The sequence below is a fragment of the Candidatus Bathyarchaeota archaeon genome (assembly GCA_026014465.1).
GTDB lineage: Archaea > Thermoproteota > Bathyarchaeia > Bathyarchaeales > Bathycorpusculaceae > JADGNF01.
This window is the reverse complement of the sequence record JAOZID010000004.1, coordinates 224,580-243,839: the sequence shown is the minus strand read 5'-3', so window position 1 is coordinate 243,839 and position 19,260 is coordinate 224,580. Positions and strand designations below refer to the sequence as shown.

23 protein-coding genes are annotated in these 19,260 nt (G+C 48.7%); 10 read left to right on the top strand and 13 right to left on the bottom strand.

Annotated elements, in window-relative coordinates:
* Positions 1 to 137: 137 nt before the first annotated feature.
* The gene (locus NWF04_01230; GenBank protein ID MCW4005212.1) at positions 138 to 467 is read left to right on the top strand and encodes a LysR family transcriptional regulator; all 330 of its coding nucleotides are present in this window, start codon (positions 138 to 140) and stop codon (positions 465 to 467) included.
* A 53-nt stretch (positions 468 to 520) separates the two neighbouring features.
* On the opposite strand, the gene NWF04_01225 is transcribed toward NWF04_01230, so the two are convergent.
* Together NWF04_01225 and NWF04_01220 are read right to left on the bottom strand one after the other, a co-directional pair.
* The gene (locus NWF04_01225) at positions 521 to 817 is read right to left on the bottom strand and encodes a hypothetical protein (protein MCW4005211.1); all 297 of its coding nucleotides are present in this window, start codon (positions 815 to 817) and stop codon (positions 521 to 523) included.
* A 48-nt stretch (positions 818 to 865) separates the two neighbouring features.
* On the bottom strand, positions 866 to 1,081 hold the full coding sequence (locus tag NWF04_01220) for a hypothetical protein (GenBank protein ID MCW4005210.1): 216 nt from the start codon (positions 1,079 to 1,081) through the stop codon (positions 866 to 868).
* A 77-nt stretch (positions 1,082 to 1,158) separates the two neighbouring features.
* On the opposite strand from NWF04_01220, the gene NWF04_01215 reads away from it, so the two are divergent.
* Positions 1,159 to 1,668 carry a molybdopterin-dependent oxidoreductase gene (locus tag NWF04_01215; protein MCW4005209.1) on the top strand — a complete coding sequence of 170 codons (510 nt, stop codon included), beginning with the start codon at positions 1,159 to 1,161 and terminating at the stop codon, positions 1,666 to 1,668.
* A 6-nt stretch (positions 1,669 to 1,674) separates the two neighbouring features.
* On the opposite strand, the gene mobB (NWF04_01210) is transcribed toward NWF04_01215, so the two are convergent.
* Complete coding sequence (mobB, locus tag NWF04_01210) at positions 1,675 to 2,445, bottom strand: molybdopterin-guanine dinucleotide biosynthesis protein B (GenBank protein MCW4005208.1); 771 nt, start codon at positions 2,443 to 2,445, stop codon at positions 1,675 to 1,677.
* Between the two features lie 150 nt (positions 2,446 to 2,595).
* Here mobB (NWF04_01210) and mobB (NWF04_01205) point away from each other — a divergent pair, with 150 nt between their 5' ends.
* Together mobB (NWF04_01205) and NWF04_01200 are read left to right on the top strand one after the other, a co-directional pair.
* On the top strand, positions 2,596 to 3,180 hold the full coding sequence (gene mobB / locus NWF04_01205; protein ID MCW4005207.1) for a molybdopterin-guanine dinucleotide biosynthesis protein B: 585 nt from the start codon (positions 2,596 to 2,598) through the stop codon (positions 3,178 to 3,180).
* Between the two features lie 9 nt (positions 3,181 to 3,189).
* Positions 3,190 to 4,266, top strand: a complete 1,077-nt coding sequence (locus NWF04_01200; protein ID MCW4005206.1) for a molybdenum cofactor guanylyltransferase — start codon at positions 3,190 to 3,192, stop codon at positions 4,264 to 4,266.
* A gap of 90 nt (positions 4,267 to 4,356) precedes the next feature.
* Here the strand turns inward: NWF04_01200 and NWF04_01195 are convergent, their stop codons facing one another.
* The 3 genes from NWF04_01195 to NWF04_01185 all read right to left on the bottom strand — a co-directional run bounded on the left by NWF04_01195 (position 4,357) and on the right by NWF04_01185 (position 7,458).
* A complete protein-coding gene (locus NWF04_01195; protein MCW4005205.1) occupies positions 4,357 to 5,631 on the bottom strand; it encodes a molybdopterin molybdotransferase MoeA in 1,275 nt (424 codons plus the stop codon).
* A 19-nt stretch (positions 5,632 to 5,650) separates the two neighbouring features.
* The gene (gene fdhD, locus NWF04_01190) at positions 5,651 to 6,436 is read right to left on the bottom strand and encodes a formate dehydrogenase accessory sulfurtransferase FdhD (protein MCW4005204.1); all 786 of its coding nucleotides are present in this window, start codon (positions 6,434 to 6,436) and stop codon (positions 5,651 to 5,653) included.
* A 71-nt stretch (positions 6,437 to 6,507) separates the two neighbouring features.
* Positions 6,508 to 7,458 carry a triphosphoribosyl-dephospho-CoA synthase gene (locus tag NWF04_01185; GenBank protein MCW4005203.1) on the bottom strand — a complete coding sequence of 317 codons (951 nt, stop codon included), beginning with the start codon at positions 7,456 to 7,458 and terminating at the stop codon, positions 6,508 to 6,510.
* 91 nt (positions 7,459 to 7,549) lie between these two features.
* Here NWF04_01185 and NWF04_01180 point away from each other — a divergent pair, with 91 nt between their 5' ends.
* Complete coding sequence (locus tag NWF04_01180) at positions 7,550 to 8,569, top strand: hypothetical protein (GenBank protein ID MCW4005202.1); 1,020 nt, start codon at positions 7,550 to 7,552, stop codon at positions 8,567 to 8,569.
* Here the strand turns inward: NWF04_01180 and NWF04_01175 are convergent.
* Positions 8,558 to 9,652 carry a nucleotidyltransferase domain-containing protein gene (locus NWF04_01175; protein ID MCW4005201.1) on the bottom strand — a complete coding sequence of 365 codons (1,095 nt, stop codon included), beginning with the start codon at positions 9,650 to 9,652 and terminating at the stop codon, positions 8,558 to 8,560. The two genes, NWF04_01180 and NWF04_01175, sit on opposite strands and share 12 nt — an antisense overlap.
* The gene (locus NWF04_01170) at positions 9,640 to 10,623 is read right to left on the bottom strand and encodes a hypothetical protein (GenBank protein MCW4005200.1); all 984 of its coding nucleotides are present in this window, start codon (positions 10,621 to 10,623) and stop codon (positions 9,640 to 9,642) included. Before NWF04_01170 ends, NWF04_01175 begins: the two co-directional genes overlap by 13 nt.
* Positions 10,624 to 10,795: 172 nt before the next feature.
* On the opposite strand from NWF04_01170, the gene NWF04_01165 reads away from it, so the two are divergent.
* On the top strand, positions 10,796 to 11,269 hold the full coding sequence (locus NWF04_01165; protein MCW4005199.1) for a hypothetical protein: 474 nt from the start codon (positions 10,796 to 10,798) through the stop codon (positions 11,267 to 11,269).
* A complete protein-coding gene (gene mobB / locus NWF04_01160; GenBank protein ID MCW4005198.1) occupies positions 11,266 to 11,796 on the top strand; it encodes a molybdopterin-guanine dinucleotide biosynthesis protein B in 531 nt (176 codons plus the stop codon). The genes NWF04_01165 and mobB (NWF04_01160) overlap by 4 nt, the downstream gene beginning before the upstream one ends.
* Positions 11,797 to 11,928: 132 nt before the next feature.
* Here mobB (NWF04_01160) and NWF04_01155 read toward each other — a convergent pair whose 3' ends face one another.
* From NWF04_01155 to NWF04_01140, 4 genes are all read right to left on the bottom strand, one after another.
* Positions 11,929 to 13,107 (bottom strand): AAA family ATPase, encoded by a 1,179-nt coding sequence (locus NWF04_01155; GenBank protein ID MCW4005197.1) that lies wholly within the window; start codon positions 13,105 to 13,107, stop codon positions 11,929 to 11,931.
* A 17-nt stretch (positions 13,108 to 13,124) separates the two neighbouring features.
* Entirely contained in the window at positions 13,125 to 13,970 is an 846-nt protein-coding gene (locus NWF04_01150; GenBank protein MCW4005196.1) for a Snf7 family protein, read from the bottom strand.
* A gap of 104 nt (positions 13,971 to 14,074) precedes the next feature.
* Positions 14,075 to 14,926, bottom strand: a complete 852-nt coding sequence (locus NWF04_01145) for a CdvA-like protein (GenBank protein MCW4005195.1) — start codon at positions 14,924 to 14,926, stop codon at positions 14,075 to 14,077.
* Between the two features lie 15 nt (positions 14,927 to 14,941).
* On the bottom strand, positions 14,942 to 15,604 hold the full coding sequence (locus tag NWF04_01140) for a Snf7 family protein (protein MCW4005194.1): 663 nt from the start codon (positions 15,602 to 15,604) through the stop codon (positions 14,942 to 14,944).
* Positions 15,605 to 15,827: 223 nt separating this feature from the next.
* Between NWF04_01140 and NWF04_01135 the strand changes: the two genes are divergently transcribed.
* The 3 genes from NWF04_01135 to metK all read left to right on the top strand — a co-directional run bounded on the left by NWF04_01135 (position 15,828) and on the right by metK (position 17,958).
* Positions 15,828 to 16,046, top strand: coding sequence for a hypothetical protein (locus NWF04_01135; GenBank protein ID MCW4005193.1), 219 nt, complete (start codon positions 15,828 to 15,830; stop codon positions 16,044 to 16,046).
* Between the two features lie 292 nt (positions 16,047 to 16,338).
* Positions 16,339 to 16,665, top strand: coding sequence for a hypothetical protein (locus NWF04_01130; protein MCW4005192.1), 327 nt, complete (start codon positions 16,339 to 16,341; stop codon positions 16,663 to 16,665).
* A gap of 126 nt (positions 16,666 to 16,791) precedes the next feature.
* Entirely contained in the window at positions 16,792 to 17,958 is a 1,167-nt protein-coding gene (gene metK, locus NWF04_01125; protein MCW4005191.1) for a methionine adenosyltransferase, read from the top strand.
* 114 nt (positions 17,959 to 18,072) lie between these two features.
* Here metK and NWF04_01120 read toward each other — a convergent pair whose 3' ends face one another.
* Positions 18,073 to 19,233 carry a hypothetical protein gene (locus NWF04_01120; GenBank protein ID MCW4005190.1) on the bottom strand — a complete coding sequence of 387 codons (1,161 nt, stop codon included), beginning with the start codon at positions 19,231 to 19,233 and terminating at the stop codon, positions 18,073 to 18,075.
* Positions 19,234 to 19,260: the final 27 nt, after the last annotated feature.

The following is a 19,260-nucleotide window of genomic DNA, read 5'->3' as shown; positions in this document are numbered from 1 at the left end:
ATTTACGTGTATATACAGCACATACACGCTCATAAAAACCTTGCTGCAAACAAAAAACCAAAACAGCGACGCCGCATCGGGAGCGGTAAGCTTAATTGTTTTGCACATCTAGAAGAGCTTGCAGGTACGTGGTGGTTTTGGGCGCTACAAGTTATGGCATCAAACTGTGGATGATAAACGAGAAAGGCGAATCAGTTTTCGGGGACGGCTTGGCAGAGCTTTTAGAAGAAATCGACAAACAACGCTCCATCCTAAAAGCCGCACAAAACCTTGGCATGTCATACCGCTACGCACTACACAGAATAACCCTATCAGAAAAACGCCTCAACCAGCTACTGGTTAACCGAAGCCGCGGCGGAGCCAAAGGCGGAGGCTCATCCGAAATCACAGACTACGGCAAACAACTCATCACAAGATACCGCAAAGCCCAAACCCAAATCGACCAAGCCCTAAACAACCTCACATAAACCCGCCCACAAAAAGCAAAGCAAAGAGCACGTTTTGCTGCGAAGGCTTTATCTTAACCGATGTTACAAGTTTGTAATATCGATGCTTCCATGAACGACGTAAATGCAGGTCGAAGCAAAGGCGGCGGGCGGATTGCTACGGTTGATTTAGTGTTGATGACGTTGTTTGCCAGTTTGGGTTTGGCGACAAAGAACGTGTTGCATCCGTTGGTGGCTATGTTGACGGGTCCGTTGTATATTCCTACGGGTGCGGTGGCGGGCGGCTTGTATATGATGTGGCCTGTTATAGCGTTTGGTTTGGTTCGTAAAGTGGGGGCGGCGTCGATGGTTTCGTTGACGCAGGCGTTCATTAGTTTGTTGTTGCCGTTTGGGAATTTTGGGGTGCTCTCGTTTGTGATTTATTTGGCTCCGGGCTTGGCTATTGACGGCTTTTTCTTGTTGACCAGGCATAGAGCTTGCTGTGCAGCTTGTTGTTTGGGGGCGGCGGCAGCGGCGAACGCGGTGGGCACGTTCTTGGTGGGCGCAATCATCTTGGTATTGCCTGAGGCGATTTTGTTGTTTACAGTTTTGGTTGCGGCGGTTAGCGGGGGCATTGGTGGTTTGATTGCTAACATGCTTTTGATTAAAACCCGAAAGTTTGGCTTGAAACTACACAGTAACGAATATGAACAAAACAGTGAGTGAAAAATGTATGAATAAGGGAACTAAAATTGCGATTGTAGCGTTTGTGCTGCTGATTATTGCGGCAGTGCCCGTGTATTTGCATGTGCGCCAAAATGCAGGCTCTGAAGAGTATGTGCAGGTAAAAGGCGCCGTGGCTGAACCCCAAAACTTTACGTTAAGCGACCTTAAAGCGTTTGAACCTGTGACGGTGCAGGTGACGTTGGCTTCAAGTTCGCATGCCTCAGAAAACGGCGACTTTACCTACAAAGGCGTACCCGTCATGGTGTTGCTACAAGCCACCCAAGCCTCAACCAACGCCCAGTCAGTATACTTTCAAGCAGTAGACGGCTACGGAACAACCATACCCATCCAAGACCTACAACAAAACAACCAAGCCATACTAGCATACGAAAAAGACGACCAACCCCTAACCCCCCTAACCGACGGAGGCGAAGGACCCATACGACTCATAATAGGCACCGACCAATACGCCCAACGCTGGACCCGAGGCGTCGCCAGCATAGACATCCGCGAATAACCGCGGCTAACCCTTTTTTACCTCTATTTTTAGCGTCTTAATCTGGGGAATGCCTTCCAGCGACAAAACCATCTGCTCCACCATACTCTGTATGATTTGCTGGGGAAACTCTTTGAGCGGAATCTTTAGACCATTGACTTCAAGCACAAAATCAGTTTTGTTAAGCAAGGCGCAATCAACGCCTTTAGAGTCGGCGATTTTTGCTTTTGCCAACTCGTAGCAGTTACTGTAGCCGCATTCTCCACAGTGGGGCAAATCAGGCAGTTTAGAAAAAGCTTTTTGCTCAACAAGCGTGGAAAGCTCGGAGGCGTGGGTGTAGCTATTAAACACGGGCAACACCAACGCGGCGGCTTTTTGGGTTTCCTTTGAGTCTTCAGTTAGAAGCCCTGAAACTGCTATGGCTAACCCGTCGCTAAAACTTTGGGCTTCCTCTACGGTTTTGGCGGCGATTATCTTGGGCAGGGTCTTCTCGGATTCAAAGCCCTCCAACAACACGTAGTCGAGCTCTTCAAGATACGGCAAAACCCCCGCGATTTCAAGGCGTTCTCTGACGAAAATTACGGTTTCGCTGCGCGGCACGGCAACGATTTTTTTGGCGCCTGCTTGGTTATATCGGCAGGTCTCCGTTGCGGGCGTGTCCAACGTGGGAATGCGCACCATCTCTTTTATGACACCCACTTTGTAGCCGCGGCGGGTTAATTCTAAGGTGAGGTTTTCGATGACGGTGGTTTTGCCTGAATGTTTTCCTCCGACTACAGCTAAGGTTTTGGGCGTCATGGGCATCTAACGCTATTGTATGCTGCACGAGTAAATATGGGTTGGGTGAAACTGCTGGTTTTTGGGTTTTTTATTGTTTGGATGCTTGGGGGTTTATCGCGGTGTTTATTAGGTTCTGGCTTATGGCTTTAAGCAGTGGAGTGTGGTTGATTGGTTCTGGTTATAGCTGCTGTGGGCACAAGCGGTTCAGGAAAAACTACCACCCTTGAATACCTAATTTCTAACTTGACAAAAGAGGGCTACAAGATTGGCACCATAAAACATGTGCATCACCGTGGCTTTTCCATGGACAAGGAAGGCAGCAACACATGGAGGCATGCCAAGGCAGGTTCCAAAGTAACCGCCGCCATCTCGCCCGAGGAAATCGCAGTCATCAAGAAAACCGATGCTGCTCTTAACGATTTAGACCAAGTCATCGCCCTGCTCGAACGTGAACAGCTTGATATTATATTCATCGAAGGCTTTCACAGTCTCATAGCCAAACGCGAAGACGTCCCCAAACTCATAACCGCCAAAGACGTAGAAAACCTGCACCGAACTTTGGAGGGAACCGCTCAGCCCATCTTGGCAGTCACAGGCGTCATCGGAGAAAACAAACCCGCAGACAGCGGCACAGACATACCCATCCTCAAGTTACCCGAAGAGGGCGAGCAGATTTTGCAGTTAATCCGAAAACACTACAAAGAAAACCCCTACACGCCCCGCGCTAAAGCCGAAGGAAAACAGGGAAACTAAGGGACAACTATGACTAGAAGGGCTGCTCTCATTTTGGCTGGGGGAAAAGCCCGTAGATTCCAGTTCACCAAGGAGCAGTGGCAAGACAAAGCGTTGGCAGAGCTCTTTGGCAAACCGCTTCTGGTTCACGCCATCGAAAACGTGCAGAAAGTCGTGGACGAAGTTGTCGTATGCACCAACACACAAACACGCAAAACACAGTACGAAGAAGTTTTAACCCATTACGACATGGAAAACGTCCAGATAGTGGTTGACGAAAAAATCAGTTACATCAAAGGACCCAACGTAGCGGTTCTCACTGGACTTAAAGCCACCAAGGCAGATTACTGTTTTACTTTGCCCTGTGATATGCCCCTGCTCAAACCCGAAGTTGTCAATTACCTCTTCGATGCGGCGGGGGATGCGCAGGTGGTGGTTCCGATGTGGCCTAACAGCCGCTTGGAAACGTTGGTTATGGTTTTGCAGCGAAAAGCCGCGTTGGAAATTACGGATACGCTTTGCCAGCTTAGGCGTCCACGCTCAGATGACATCATGCGCGGAGCAGCCAAAATCCTGTTTGCCTTAGCAGTTGGCGAAATCAAAACCTTAGACCCTGAACTCAAAAGCTTCGTTAACATCAACTCCCAAAAAGACTTCGCCGACCTACAAACCCGCCGAGCCCAAGGACCCGTAGCAGAAGACATGCGCCTCAACCTTGGCGCCCTACTAACACCCCAACTACAACAACTACGCGAAGTCGGAAAACTATACAACCAAGAAAAATACCAAGAAGCAGCACAAACCGCAGCCAAATGCGCAGACCACCTAGAAGAGGCGCAGTCGTTTTTCTGGGCAGCCGTTAGCCGCGAAAGCGAAGGCGAAGCCCTACTCAGCATAGCACATCAAACCCAAACCGCCGAAACAGACTTCAAAGGCAAAGAAGCAGTTATAAAAGCCGCAGACAACTACCGCCTCGAAGCCAAACTACACCAAAACAACCGCATACGCTTCCTAGCCGAACGCGCCACCGCCGACAGAATCTGGTGCGAATCCTGGGCCATGGGCAAATACAACAAATGGAACCGCTACCCACCCAAAACTAACTAGCAAACCCGCAGCAGAAGTAGACCCCCCCCTCCCCCTATTGTTTCTGCATACAATTAAAATTTGGAACCTAATAAGCTGCTAATAGGTTGGCTATGGCGGGGTTTGTGTGAGTTCGAGTTTGTTGAAGAGGTGGATGGTTATGGTTGTGTTTTTTTGGGTGGTGGTGTGGGGTGGGATGAGGGTGTAGCCGTTTGAGTTGACTATGGTTGTTAGGGCGCTTGAGCCTGTTTTGGTTGGGGTTGCCGTTAGTTTGCCGTTTGGGGTGTGGGTGAGTTTGACGAATTGGAAGCGGTTTTGGGGTCCTGTTTGGATGGTTTCTGTTAGGGTTGCGGTGAGGGCGGGTTGCATGCCTGTGCCCTGTAGTCCAGTGTAGAAGCTTAGGAGCGGAGCGGCGAAGAGGTAGAAGCCCGCGATGCAGGAGCCTATGTGTCCGGGGAGCATGATTATGGGTTTGCCGTCGACTATGCCAAATCCTGAGAGGGCGCCTGGGCGCAGTTTTATGCCTTGGGCAAGCACGCCAGGTTCGCCTATTGCGTTGATGGCGTCGGGGACGAAGTCTTTTACGCCTACAGATGAGCCGCCTATGGTGAGAACAATGTCGGATTGTTGTAGCGCGGTTTTGATTGTTTGGGTGACTTTGTCGAGGTTGTCGGACATGATGCCACCTTGTTTGGCGTCTGCGCCCAGTTCATAGGCTAAGCCTGCGATGACTAGGGCGTAGTTGTTGGCTATGTGTTTGGGTTCGCGTTCACATTGTTTAAGAAGCTCATCGCCTCCTGAAATCACCGTCACCACAGGCCGCTTGAAGACTTCAACGCGGGTTAAATGCAAAGAAGCCAACAATCCCACGTCTTGCGGACGCAAAACCTGACCCCTCCGTAGCACCAACTCGCCCTTCTTAACATCATCACCCAACGGTATGATACCCTCGCCCGGCTTGAGTTCACGCACAACCTCCACCCTATCGCCGTTAAGGCGGGTTTCTTCGACTTTCACGGTGCAGGCTGCACCTTTTGGTATTGGGGCACCACAGGCAACATACATGGTCTCGCCCGATGCGAGCTGCGCGGTTGTGGGGTGGTCAGGTGGAAACAGTTTGCCAACAATTCGGAAAACAGCGGGGTTTGCGGGGGTAGCGCCTTGAGTCTGTTTGGGGTCTACCGCATAGCCGTCAATGAATGTCTTGTCGTAATCAGGAATATTCAAAGGCGAAACGGCGTCTGCAGCAAGTACCCTGCCAACGGCTTCTTGGAGCGGCACGGTTTGGGTCTGCAACGCAGTTTGGTTTACGGCGCTTAACAAAAGCTCCACTGCCTGTCTGGGGTCAGCACGTTTAGGCAACCGCCTAATATCAGGTCGATCCATACAATCACCACAATAAGGGTTAGATGATGATTCTTTGTGCGCCGGTGTAGATGTTCATGCGTTTGCCGCGTACGAATCCGACAAGGGCGATGTTTGCTTCGTTTGCTGTGGCAACGCCTGAGGAGAGAACTGCCGCCATAGACGCGACTAAGGGCAGCCCTGCTTTTGCAGCTTTGAAAATCATATCTCCTGGTACGCGCCCCGTTATGGACATGAAGCATTCGCTAAGGTCTACGTGGTTTAACGCTGCCGTGCCTATGACTTTGTCGACGGTGTTATGGCGTCCAACGTCTTCAGAAAAAGCAACTAGGCTGCCGTCGCCGCGGTAAATTGCAGAGTCGTGTAGCCCGCCTGTTTTCATGAAGCCCGTGGCGCGTTTGTTCATGTCGTTGATGGAGTCTACGAGAACCTGTGCTTTGACTTTAAAGTCCGAGGTGATTACGGGCGTTTTTTCTTTGCGTTGGTAGGGGGAGGTGCTGGCTTTGAGCAGGGGTATGACGCGGGTGTGTCGTCTTGAGTAGTTCATGCGTTCATCCACGTTTATTTCGGGTTTGAGGGTTACGTTGCAGATGCGGTTGGTTTCGTTGAGGTTGATGTCGGAGATTTCGTCTACGGATTTTAGGATGTCCTCTGCTATGAGGTAGCCTACGGCGAGTTCTTTGTACTGCAAGGGCGAGCACCAGATAATGTACGAATAAGTTTTGTTCACGGAGATTTGCAGGGGAACTTCTACGGCGACGTGGTCTACTACTTTGTTAGCCTGTCCAGTTGAAAGGTCAAGCCTTAGGATTTCAACTTGGCGCATAGCATCATCACCTACCCAACACCCAAGGCGCTATTTAAAAATAGATAGAACCCAAAACACGCCGCGCCAGTTCACGGTCGATAACCGCCCAGCACCGCCAAAGCCAGCGCCGCCGCAGTCAAATCCGCCGTCGTCCCAGGGTTAAGCTTGTTTCCGCAAGAACGCAGCCGCTCATCTAATGCCTCAACCCCAATCTTGCCCCCTTCTGAGTCCAAGCCGCCTAAAGCCAAAATTATCCCCGCCTCAGCAGCCACCTCACACGCCGCCTCCACACTCACCTTGCGCGCTATGAAAGTGTCAGGATGCTCAGAGAGGATTTTGAGGAAAGTATGCACAACTGCTCCCGTGAGGTCACGTCCGTTTTGCAGCTGCGTTTTGAGGTAGGGGTAGGCTTGTGTGAATGTTATGGGGTAATTGTTGACCCATTCAGAGCAGATGTCGTCGTAGGAGGCGCCGATTTTGAAGACTTGGAGCAGTGTGATGTTGTCGGTTAGGAGGCGTTGTTTGCTTTGGGGGTCGTTTACGTCAAGGTCGCTGGACTGGTTAAGCCCGCTGGGGCTGGCGATTTCTACGGCGTCGTACACGCAAACGGCGTCGGTTGCTGTGGTTGATTCTACAAGGAGCTTGACGTTTTCACGCAGCACAGTCAAGTCAAAGCTGTCGTCTGGGCGGGTTTTTGTCATGCCTGCGGCGGTTGCTAATGGTACTAGGAGCATGATGGTTCCAAGCAGGGTGTTTCCGCCGTGTTGCCAAACCATGATATCGGATACACAGGTTTTAATGAGGTTGCCCATGCCTACTTCGCTGGGGCTGATTTTGCCTTCGGCAACTGCTATGCCCTGATTGGCGGCTTCTTCTAAAGCGGGGGCAGCAGCAACAGCTGAAGCCAAGAAATGCTCCGCGCGGGTATCTGCAAAACTGTCGTTAAAGTTGACGTTGCCAGGTTTTTTGGTGCTAACTTCCAAAAGCATCGCTAACTGCAAACACTGACAGATATGCTTAGCTTTCCTCGAATCAGACATGGCTTCACACGTTTGTATGTACCGTTAAAGAACGTTTATTAGGGTTTTTGCCTCCACGCTTTCCAAACAACCGCAGGAACAGGTAAAGGGTATGCAGGCACGTGAAGGCGACTTAATCAAAACAGAGGACAACGTAGTTTTTGACGTAAAAGGCATAGTGCACCCCGAGGATAAGTTGATTGCGTTTCCACGGTATATCCCATCTCCACAGGGGAATAGGGGCAGCGGCGAGAATTTGTATGGGAAGGTGTATAATCTTGCGGAGCGGTTTGCGTTTTTGCAGAAGAATTTGCCGCATTTGATTGTGGATGACCCTGTCTTTGGCGAGAAACTGTGTGAGGTTTCTGTGGATACGGTTACGGAGCATTTTCAGCCTGTGGAAAGCTTGGCGCGGCTACGCAAAAAGGGTGACCTTGCCGAGTTGGAACGCAAAGCTGTCGAGTTAGCTGAGGAGCTGCAAGCGGCTGCGAATATCCCGTGGAGCAGCATCGGCGTTTCGGGCTCTGTTATGGCTGGAATGTTTACGCCCCAAAGCGATATTGACCCGCTTGTTTACGGCGAGAAGAACTGCCTCAAAGCCTACCAAGCACTACAAGCCCTGCTGCCAGACGAAAAATCACGATTCAACGCCTACACCCGCCAAGAACTAAGCAACCTGTACGATTTTCGCTCCAAAGACACCCACATGGGCTTTGAAGACTTCGCCAAAGTCGAATCCCGAAAAGCGTTCCAAGGCATGTTCTTAGGCGTAGACTTTTTTGTGCGCTTTGTCAAAGACTTCTCCGAAGCAGACCAAAAATACGGCGACGTCCACTACCAAAACAGCGGCTACGGCAAAATCACAGCCACCATCACTGATAGCTCAGAAGCACTTTTTACGCCCTGCAGCTACCAACTTGAAGGCACCCAAATCCTCGAAGGACCAAACCGTGAACCAATCACTGAAGTCGCCAGCTTCCGAGGCAGATTCTGCATGCAAGCCGTCGAAAAAGAAAAAATTGAAGTGCAAGGAAAAATCGAGAAGGTCACCGACAAACGCAGCAACCAAACCCACTACCGCTTAATCATCGGGAACAAACCTGCGGATTATATGGTGTTGTCAAAGGTTTAGGTCGGCGACTTTTAGGAATTGTTCGTAGTAGCGGGGGCAGTAGGTTAGGACGATTTGGTGGTGGTTGCCTTTTGGGGTGTGGACTTCTTCGAGGCTGCCTTCGACGAGTATGGTTTCGTCTTTTTGGACTTGCTGGCGGAATTCTTCCATGTACGAGATGATGCGCACGGCTTCGAGTGCGGTTTTGGAGCCTGAGAGAACTTCTATGGGCTGTATGCCATATACTGAGGGGATGAATGGTCCGTCGTCGTCTGCGGTTACGCGGGCTTTGAGGCGTACCCAGTCTTTGCGTTCTATGCGGGTTTGCGGGTCGTATTCGTTGACGATTTCGCTCCAAGCTTTGATGGGTTCAAACTCGGCTTTGATTATTCTGCCGCTGCTCTTGCGGTCATCGTACAAGCCGTAGATGAATTTGCGTTTCTGGTGCCACAGGAACTCTTGGGGGGTTATGTTGTGGAAACGCCAGCTTTTGCCAGCTATGGACGCGTCGGTGTCGAATTCGTTGGTAAAACCGGAACCCTGCGTGGTGTAGAGGTCGCTTAGGGCTTGGCGCATTTTCTCGTTTTCTTTTTTGCCGTAGATTAGCAGGTCAATGTCAGAGTAGGCGGGGTGGTGGAAGTTGTGGAGCATGGAGCCAAAGACGCCAAAATCGTCGGTTGCTAGCCCCGTTTGTGTTTTGGAGACCTCAAGAACGCGCAGCATCGCGCTATAGAGTTTGTCGGTGGGCTCTTGTTTAACCATTTGTTGGAGGCGCTTTGGGGGCTGGCGGTACTCTGCTATGTCGGACTGCTGGATGCCAACAAGCTTTACGCCAAGCATTTCATGCTCAACCGTGTATTGGGGGTACTTTTTGAAGACGAACTTGATGCCTTCATCGTCATAGAACTTGTAGAATAGGGGGCTGCCACATCCGTCACGTGGCGCACGCGGGTCCTTGGAGCTAAAAATGTCTGCCGAGGCGTATTCGGCGTCGCACAAATAAGCGCCTATGGGATGGGAGTAGCCAAAGACGCGGAAAATCAGGCCTTCTTTGGTTACTATGGCGTCTCGGTCTCGCAGCTTGGGGGGCACTATTGGGGCCAAATTTGTTCTTCCTCCGTCGTGGCGGTTCCGACCACAACTTGATAGAAGACTTCGCCCGTTTTCGTGGACTCCACACGCTCCAGCATGCCAGCGGCTTTGATGTTGTCGCCCGTTCGGGCAACGTTGCGGTAGCAGCCGATGTTGCTTAGGATGATTCGGGGGATTTTTTCTAGGGTGATTTGGGATTTTTCGTCTAAGGGCATGTAGTTGGAGATTTTGTAGATGGCGGGGCGGAAGATGGCTTCGGAGTCGTCGCTAACGGTGCATTTGAATTTGAGTGGCGCAATGGGGGTGAATTTGTGGTCGCCGTACTTTGTGGTTTTTTCGCTGGGTTTTCGGGCGGCGGTGTACATCCAGATTTTGTCTTTGTATTTGCCTTTGAATTTGCGGGCGCGGTCAAGCTTGTTTCCAAAGATGTAGCGTAGCGTGCCAGCTTCAACGAGTCGGTCTATGGCGGCTTCGACTTTGCGGAAGTTTTCTGTACCGTAGAGTACGAAGTCTATGTCGCTTTCTTCAGAGTGCATGTTGAGTGCGATGGAGCCGTGCATGCCAAAATCAGAGAGGGGGACGCCTGATTCTTTGCTGAGCATGTTGATGAGTTCAAGTGCCAAGGTTTGGATGTTATCGTGGCTGGGCAGTTTCATTATGGCTTGCAGGCAGTCTTTAGGAACAAATACGCGTTCGATGTTTTTGATGGGCGCGCTAATTAGCTCCTTGTTGCGCAGGGGACAGAAGTACAGGTACTCGGGGAAGTTTTTCCTAAACGTTTCCATGAAGGACTGGTAATTCTTGGCGGTGTAGAGCTTCTCGGCGCGAAACAGTTTGCGTTCGCCATACGTCCAAGTACGCGTCAGCATCTCCACGTTAAAAAGCTCCATAAACTCCGCAGGGATATACTTCAAGAAAGCAAAAACCCGCCCGTCAGGATGCTCATAACCCAAAGTATTGAAAATAAAACCCTCCTTAGTCAAGAAGGTATCACCATCACTAGGAACCCAATTATCAGTCGAAGACGTTTTCAATGCACCGCGATAAACATAAAACCAAACCCTAAAAAACATATTGCAACAAAACAAAACAAGCGGGGGAGCTTTCCACAAGTTTTAATTGCTGGAGTTACAGTTTGTTGTAGTGGGTTTACATTTGAGTGCAGATTTACATCCTTATGTAGTGTTTCTTCCATCAGAAGAGAAAAACAAAGTGCTCAGCGCCATTTTCGGCTCAAAAGCAGCTGTTGACCTCCTCAAATTCGCGTTAGAGCAGGGCATCCAAAAAAACATTTACCAAAAAGACCTCTTCTCAAAACTCAACTTCTCCAACAAGACCATAATCGAGAACCTAAAGACGTTGACGAAGTTAGGTGTTTTGGAGGAGTCGATGGAGAAGAACAGCAAGGAGGGCAGGATTGTTTGGGTTAAGGCGTATGTGTTGACGGATTTGGGGAAGTGGTTTGCGTTGTTGATGGCAGATGAGGAGCAGCTCTCAGATGGAGAGAAAGCGGAGATTATGCAGAACCTGTTTCGGATTTACGTGAAGATGGTGAAGGATTTGGCGGAGGAGCTGCATGTGGATAAGCAGATGTTTGAAGAGATTTTCAGGGAAGAAATGCAGTCTTGAAACCCAAAGTTGTCTCGGTTGTGGGCGCAAGAAAAGTAGGCAAAACGACCACGGTGGAGAATCTTATTGAGCAGCTTACCATGCGCGGCTACAGGGTCTCGGCAATTAAACACATAAGCAAGCCGCAGTGGAGCATAGATACCCCTGGCAAAGACAGCCACCGATTCGCACAAAAAGGAGCCAAAACCGTAGTTGTCGTCTCCCCTAACGAAACCGCCACCATACAAAAAGCTCCCACAGAAAACATCAAAATCCAAACGCTCATCGCTAAAGCCAAAGCAGACAGCGACATCATCCTCACGGAGGGCTTCAAAAAACAAGTCGCCAAAAAAACCAGCATCCCCAAAATCGCCATAACCACCAACCAGCAACAAGCCACAGAAGCCCTCAAAACCTACAAGCCGCTTCTCGCCTTTAGCGGACCCTACAACACCCAAAACATAACCCAAACCGTACCCTACATCGACGCCCTAAAAAACCCCAAAGAACTAGCTGACCTTGTGGAAGAAAAAGTTCTAAAAAACTAAACTAAGGTGGTTGGTTGTGGTTTGTGGGGTTTGGAGATGTTTGAGGGGGAGAAAGGGAGAGCGTGCAAAACTGTGACTTCTCCAAACCTGTCCACCCACGTTGTGTGTGCCCTTTTTTGTAGTTTCACCTTGTTATAGTGCTTTGAAGGCGTCGAACCATCTGGTGTAGGATGCTAGCATGTCCATGGATACGCTTGGTTTGCGTGATTCGAATATTTGGCGGAAATCAGTCATTTTTAGTGCTCGGGGTTTGGCTTCTTTGTCGGTTGCTTGTCCTGATTCGAAGAACTCGCCTATGAGGGAGAGCTGTGCGGATTGGCAGACGTCGCGTATGTCGCTTCCTGAGAAGCCTTCGCTAATTCTGGCTAGCTCATGCAGGTCTACATCAGGGGTTATCTGCAAGGTTCCAGTGTAATGCTTTAGCATCATCAATCGGGTATGATGGTCAGGCAAAGGCACAAGGATACGTTTTTGGAACCTGCGTATAAAAGCCCAATCCAAATCCCAAGGCTTGTTGGTTGCGCCTATAACATAAACGTGCAAAGACTTGCCCTTGTCCATGATACCGTCCATCTCTTTGAGGAACTGATTCTTAACACGGATTTCGCCGCCCACCTCGTTAGAGTGCGTGCCCATCAAAGAGTCCAATTCGTCAACAAAGACTATAGCGGCTTTTCCCTCAGTGGAGGATTTGCGCGCAGCATTAAACAGTTTAGCAACGTTTTGTTCAGCCTCACCAAGCCACTTCGACATAATCGACGCCGCATCAATAGAGTAAAAGTTCGCGTCAATCTCGGTTGCGACCGCAGCGGCAAGCAAAGTCTTACCACAGCCAGGCGGACCAAACAGCAAAATCCCACGGGGCCAACCCAACGGGAACAAGTCAGGACGCTGAACAGGGTAAACAATAGCTTCCTTCACGGCTTTCTTGGCGGTGTCCAAGCCTACGACTTCAGCCCAGGAAACCTCGGGTTTTTCGGTTACCACGAGTTCTTCGCCTTTTTCGTTTCCAGTGTCGGGGCTGGTTTTTTCTACGCCGTTTTCTTGGGCGTCGCGTTCCATTTCCATTCGTACGTCGGCGTGTGATACGGTGCCTTGCAGGGCTTTGATGCGTTCTTGGTAGGCTATGGCCCGTTGCACGTAGACTTTGTTTAGTCCGTATTCGGGATATAGCTGTACAAGCTGCAAGAGGCTTTCAATGGCTTTTTGGTACAGTGTGATAGCTCGGCCTTTGTTGCCTTGCTTGTCCATTTTTACAGCTTCTAATGCGTATGCTGTTGCGGCTTTTTCTAGTTCTTGTGAAGCACTCATGGTTTACCCTCGTTTGTTTATTCAGGCGATTTTAGTTCTATCTTGATTTTTCCTTTATTACCCAAGCTCGTGAGAGCTTTCTCGATTTCCTTGCTAGAAGTGTTCAGTTCACTTGAACACCGTGTAAGGTCTATCTCACCGTTACTCTTACGCACATAATCTAGGAGCAGGTCTTCAATCGAAGTTTCTTCAACCTTCAGAGAAATCTCTTTGATTTCGGATTTTTTGTAGGAAAACGTTGTCTGTGAGGCTTCTCTAAGGGGCTTGTCTATTGGGCTGCGACTTGAAGTGGAGTTTGAAGCGGACAGGGCAACAAGTTCTCGTACAGGAGCACGCCTTTTGACTTCGGCGCGGGGTGCAGCAATTGGAGGTTCAGGCAAGGAATCCGAAACCTTGCGTTCAAGAAATTCTGAGACTTCTTTGAGGATTTCTTCGCCGCCTTCGGTTTGTTTGCCCACGGGTATGACTGCGTCGGCTTCGGTTTGGATTTTTGTGGAGTAGAGGGTTTCGGTGATTGTGTCGTTGACTGTGTTGAGTTCGGAGGAAACTTCGGGCATGACTTGGAATAGTTCTTGGGAGACACCCTGCAAAAGTTTAAGGGACGGGCGCAGGTCCACAACGATTTCGCTTAGCTCTTTTATGGTTTCAAGCCTAAGAACCACACGTTCAATAGCCAAATGCACGTTGAACATGAACTTTAAAAGTTTACGAACCTCCGCAAGCTCGTTAGCACAAACAGCAGCACGGTCCTTATTGTTCTTCTTCAACGCGCCCATACAGGATTCAAAAAGTTTGCGGTCACGCTCTTTAAGGCGGTAGCTAGCCTGCTCCAGCTTGTTTTGCTGAACCTTGAGCGAGTAAATGGACTTGGAAGCAACTTCCTTAAAAGTCGGAGGAGGAGAACGACTTAAGCCTCTAATTTTTGCTCCCTCCCCAACTCCGCCATCGTAATTTCTCCGTTTTTAACCTATATTCCAGCTTTTCCTACTTCTTTGACGTAAACTACTACGGGAGGTTCTGGAAGGTCAGATCCGTCAGAGGCTTCGGATGAATCAGCAGCTGCAGGTTCTTTTTTAGGTTCTTCTTTCTTTGCTTCTTGCGGCTTTGACTCTTCTTGCTTTTGCTCTTGTTTTGGTTTCTCAGGTTCTGTTTCAACGACCGTGGTGGTTTTCTGTTCAGGAGCTTTTGCCGGGGGGGTTTCGGGTTCTGGAGGTGGAGAATCACCCAGGAGCATGTTTGAGAGTTTGGCTCTGATGGATTCAAGGTCAGATTTTTCAGCGTTAGCCCGTCTTATGTGTTCTTGCATTAGGCCAAAAGCGGATTTGTACACGTCTTCGGCTATTTTGCCTATTTCGTGTTCCAGTTCAAGGTGCAAGACGCCGTAGCTTAAGGCTTTGAGTTCTTCTTCGCAACGGTCAATTTCATTGGTTATGTCGTCGGAAAGAGACTGTGCATCTCTGCGTAGCTGACTTAGAATGGAGCTGAAATTGCCGTGAAGTTCATTATAAAGCTCAGGGCTGATTTTCTTTTTATCAGCCAAATCTTTGAGGGCTTCATCTTTACGCCATATGAAGGGAATTTGGTCGCAGAAAACTGCGGCTTTAGATTTAATTTTTGAATTTAAAGTAACCTCGGTTCCGTCGAACACAAGGTCTTCGATGGGCTGCTTTGTGAACCGTCCATCGCTTGATTCGATAAATGCAAAGTCAAGTTTACCACTTGGAGATGTGGCAAAGGTGATTATTCGTCCAACTGAACGACCGTATTCGTCTTTTACTGGTTTACCAATGGAAAGAAAAAGGTTGGAGGGTTGAGACATGTTTTACACTCCTGTTTAGAATCCTTGCGTTGATTTCTCTGTCTGTGACGCTGAGGATGGCATTGCTTGGGGCAGGTCTGGGAACTTGTCTTTGACTTTTTGTTCTGCAACGGTTGCGGCTTCTGCAAGGATCTTTGAGGCGTCCTCGTTTACTGCGTCGAAGTTTAGTGTCATGCCTGAGCCTTGTCCTGCTTCGATCATGATTCCGCTGAGCATGTTTCCGATTTCACCGAGTTCATTTTCGGCCTCTGGGAACACGCTGGTTAGACCAGTTCGAACAGAACGTAGAACACCCACTGCGGGACCTAAAGTGGATACTACATCACCTAGCTCGGATACAGTGCGTAATCGTAAAACGATTTGTTCAAGGGCAAGTCGAGCGTTTATTATGAGTCTTTCCATCTTGCGCACTTCGGCAAGTTCGTTGGCAAAGACGTTTGCGCGTGCAGTGTCGTGCTTGGTGTATGCGTCAACTATTCGGGAGAATATGGCTTTGTCACGTTGTGAGAATCGGTCAGTTGCTTGGTCAAGTTTTTGAACTTGAAGCTCAATACGCCTAACGGCGAAATCTAATCTTGGTTTAAGTGGACCTGGCGGCTTTACAGCGTCTTTTATGCGATTTGTGAACGGTGTATCATCCCGTTTAGTATCCCATTTCTTAGTGAACCTTTCGGACAAATTATTTCCTCCTAACACAGAGGAGGTGGAAATGGGTCTTATACATTGTTAATATGATGACAATATGGACGTATATACGTAGAGATATACTGGCTCAAAAAAGGGGTTTTAGACTTTAATTATAGAATTAAAACAGGAGGCAGTCACTTTTCAGAAATTAGACAAAAAAGTGTAAGCTATACTAAAAAGAAGCGCAGTTCACTTGCTAAACAAGGTGAAAACTATGGGTGAAAGATTAAAGATATTTGCTGTCGTTGCACTCTTAGGCTTCATTGCCGGTGTAGTCGCCCAGTTGTTTGCCGAATATGCAGTACCATGGATTATGACTGTGCTGCCAGGTATTCTAGAAGCGAAATTCTTGCTTTCAGGCTTAGCTGGGTCAGTGCTAACAGTCGCGATGGTCAGCGTATGGGCATACTTCTCAGGGACAAGAGACAGATAAATAATTCAAACAACCCTTTTTCTTTGCGGTTGCACGTTTCCAAAGCCGCTACTTTGGACTCTGTTCCCTGCATAAAAAGAGGGCAAAACAAAAAAGTAGTGGACTCAGTAGCGGAAAAAGATGTCATCCGCGCGAAGCGTCTTCGTACCTCGATTTCCTCATTGTCCAGCAACATAAAACACGTACCGATTTATTTGCTTTCCTAAAGCAGACAAACAAAAAGCAGCCTTTTTGGAAGTATTTTGGAAAAGACAAATAGGGCACTTGTTGCCAGTGTATAGTGTGAGCCTTTATGACTATGTGGTTTTATGTCAAAACAAAGGATACCCCCAAAAAAGTCGGTGATGTAGTTTGTGCCTTCAACGTTTTCCAAGATGACCATCCAAAAGGCAGGTACAGTTGGGTCATGGAGGAAGGCAAAGATGAGTACTGGCAAATAAAAAGCAAATATGAAGGCATCAAAGAGGATTTAGCCAATGTGGCGGTAGTTTACAGGGTAGGAGACACCGTGGTTTTAGGTGAGGTCAAAGACAATTTAGTGCCAAACCTTCTCGACCCGCTGATAGGACAATACGGTTTTGACAACATCAAATGGATAGTATCAAACCCCAAAAAATGAAATGCCAATAATAGTTCAGGGTTTGTGATATAATTTCTAGCGTATTCGGATTATTGAGAAAGGCTTTTAAGAACAAAAAGGAGTTATTAAAACTCTCATCCATAACATAGACTGAAGGATGTTTATATGAAAAAAGATGGCAAATACTTATTCACTTCAGAATCTGTGGGCGAAGGACACCCCGACAAGGTTTCAGACCAAGTTTCAGACAGCATTTTGGATGCTATTTTATGCAATGACCCAAAAGCTAGAGTTGACGCGGAAACTCTTGTTATGCAGGGGACAGTTGTAGTTACAGGTCAAATCACAACTAAAACTTATGTGAATATTCCAAAAATCGTCCGCCAAGCCCTAAAAGAAATTGGCTTAGACAACGCCAAAGACGGTTTAGACTGGGAGACATGCGGCATCTTGGTTTCATTAACCGAGCAATCCCCAGACATTGCTATGGGCGTGGATGAAGACGAAAGCCACGAGCAAGGCGCAGGCGACCAAGGCATGGTTTTTGGCTACGCAACCAACGAAACCAAAGAACTCATGCCCCTACCCATTATCCTTGCCCACAAACTCGTCAAACGCCTATCAGACTGCAGAAAACAAAAAATCCTGCCCTACATGCGCCCTGACTGCAAATCACAAGTCACCGTCGAATACGAAGACGGCAAACCAAAATGCGTCCAAGCAGTAGTCATAGCCGCCCAAAACAACGGCAAAGTCCCCGACTCCCAAATCGGCAAAGACGTAATTGAACAAGTGATCAAAGCCGTAATACCCGCAGAAATGCTCACCCCCCAAACAAAATACATCATAAACGGCACAGGACGCTTCGTGCTAGGCGGAACCCTCGCAGACTCAGGTTTAACAGGCAGAAAAATCATCGTCGACACCTACGGAGGCGTTGGAAGCCACGGAGGCGGATGCTTTAGCGGCAAAGACCCCTCCAAAGTAGACCGCAGCGGATGCTACATGGCCAGATACATAGCCAAAAACATAGTCGCCGCAGGCTTAGCCGACCAATGCGAAATCCAAATCAGCTACGCCATCGGAGTCGCACAACCCATCAGCGTCTTAGTAAACACATTTGACACAGGAAAAATCCCCGACGAAAAAATCCTAGAACTCGTCTTGGAAAACTTTGACATGCGCCCCAAAGCAATCATCGACCACCTACAACTACTCAGACCCATCTACAGAAAATCCGCCGTATTCGGCCACTTCGGCAGAACCGACGTAGACTTCCCATGGGAACAAACCGACAAAGCAGAAACCCTACGCCAAGCACTAAAACAATAAATCAACGGAGACACATAGTCTCCATCACCCTTTTACACAAACAAAATTTTAGGTTTCCAAGTAGCCGTTTCTTGAAGCCATCTTTGTCTTTTAGGTTACAAACGGTTGTTGGCTTCACATCTGTGGAGGAGCGGGGTCTTCAGGTGCAGTTACCGCGGATGAAAGGTCGAGTTTAGGGCGTTTGCGTCTTGTTCGTATGACAACCGTGATGCTGATGACGATTGCGATTGTTGCGATGGCTGCAATTCCGATGAGGTATAGCGGTAGGATTATGGTGTTTTGGGTTTGGCTTGTTGTTCCTGCATATTGTTCGTTGCCTATCCAGCTTGCGCGTATGTCCAGCAGTCCAGTGTCGTCGGATGCCCATGTGTAAGTGAAGCTGCCGTTTGTTTGGGATAATACGGTGTTTAAAACTTCCCAAGAGCCGCCATTGAAACTGCAGTACAGGGTTACTTCTTGGTCAGCTATGATGGGGGATAGTTGACCCTGCGCGGTTATGCTGCTGCCTTGAGTGGTGAAGGTAGGTGAAACCGATATGTCCAAGGTGGTTGCTTCTAGCTTCTCGAAGCTGGCAGAAACCTGCCCAGGAGCAATTTGCTCGTAGTCATCCAACGGCAGTATTCGCAAAGAAACATCCTTTAAGTCGTTGGGGCATTCACCGACCCGCCAGCCTTGTTGCCAGTTTGGGGTAGTGCATTCTGCAACATAATATGTTACGCCGTCGTTTGTTAAAGAGTAGACCCTTGAACGGGCGTCCTGGGGCACTTCATCAAGGTGGATACCAATGTTCATGTGTTCCTCAGCCACGTAATGCAGAAGCACTACGTCTAAGCCGCCTGCAATCAAAACTGAAGCAGCAATTATAGCCAAAAGATCACAATCGCCCTTGTTTCTCAGCATGGTCTCAACAGCGTAGTATGCTTCCAAAGTTTCCTCGTAAGGTATCTGATGAACCAAAGTAAGAACCCCGTTTGCAAAGTCCTCGTCATTAGGGTAAATCTGTCTAAGGCAGTCAGCAACGGGCTGTAGGGCATAGGGCGTAACGAACTTTGGAAAGTCGGTATCAGATGAAGAACGGTGATTAAGACTGCTGTAGTGGTTGTTTAGAGATGCGGGGATTACTACGTTTAGGTTATGAGAAAATGTTCCGTCCTCGTGATTGATTAACTGGTAAGTGAGATGTGTGTCCTGCGCGTAGCTTTGCGGCATAACACAAACAGAAGTCAACACAGCAACAGCGAACACTACTATAGCGTGTACATACTTGGTTCTCATAGCGCTTCCACATCCGCAAGAATTTTT

What these genes read in the sequence shown, in the direction of transcription:
- NWF04_01215 (MCW4005209.1), top strand. Translation starts at nt 1,159, where the DNA reads ATGAATAAGGGAACTAAAATTGCGATTGTAGCGTTTGTGCTGCTGATT.
- mobB (MCW4005208.1), bottom strand. Translation starts at nt 2,445, where the DNA reads ATGACGCCCAAAACCTTAGCTGTAGTCGGAGGAAAACATTCAGGCAAA.
- NWF04_01135 (MCW4005193.1), top strand. Translation starts at nt 15,828, where the DNA reads ATGGGTGAAAGATTAAAGATATTTGCTGTCGTTGCACTCTTAGGCTTC.
- NWF04_01195 (MCW4005205.1), bottom strand. Translation starts at nt 5,631, where the DNA reads ATGGATCGACCTGATATTAGGCGGTTGCCTAAACGTGCTGACCCCAGA.
- NWF04_01155 (MCW4005197.1), bottom strand. Translation starts at nt 13,107, where the DNA reads ATGAGTGCTTCACAAGAACTAGAAAAAGCCGCAACAGCATACGCATTA.
- NWF04_01220 (MCW4005210.1), bottom strand. Translation starts at nt 1,081, where the DNA reads ATGTTAGCAATCAAACCACCAATGCCCCCGCTAACCGCCGCAACCAAA.
- NWF04_01120 (MCW4005190.1), bottom strand. Translation starts at nt 19,233, where the DNA reads ATGAGAACCAAGTATGTACACGCTATAGTAGTGTTCGCTGTTGCTGTG.
- fdhD (MCW4005204.1), bottom strand. Translation starts at nt 6,436, where the DNA reads ATGCGCCAAGTTGAAATCCTAAGGCTTGACCTTTCAACTGGACAGGCT.
- NWF04_01200 (MCW4005206.1), top strand. Translation starts at nt 3,190, where the DNA reads ATGACTAGAAGGGCTGCTCTCATTTTGGCTGGGGGAAAAGCCCGTAGA.
- NWF04_01185 (MCW4005203.1), bottom strand. Translation starts at nt 7,458, where the DNA reads ATGTCTGATTCGAGGAAAGCTAAGCATATCTGTCAGTGTTTGCAGTTA.
- NWF04_01225 (MCW4005211.1), bottom strand. Translation starts at nt 817, where the DNA reads ATGAACGCCTGCGTCAACGAAACCATCGACGCCGCCCCCACTTTACGA.
- NWF04_01180 (MCW4005202.1), top strand. Translation starts at nt 7,550, where the DNA reads ATGCAGGCACGTGAAGGCGACTTAATCAAAACAGAGGACAACGTAGTT.
- metK (MCW4005191.1), top strand. Translation starts at nt 16,792, where the DNA reads ATGAAAAAAGATGGCAAATACTTATTCACTTCAGAATCTGTGGGCGAA.
- NWF04_01130 (MCW4005192.1), top strand. Translation starts at nt 16,339, where the DNA reads ATGACTATGTGGTTTTATGTCAAAACAAAGGATACCCCCAAAAAAGTC.
- NWF04_01145 (MCW4005195.1), bottom strand. Translation starts at nt 14,926, where the DNA reads ATGTCTCAACCCTCCAACCTTTTTCTTTCCATTGGTAAACCAGTAAAA.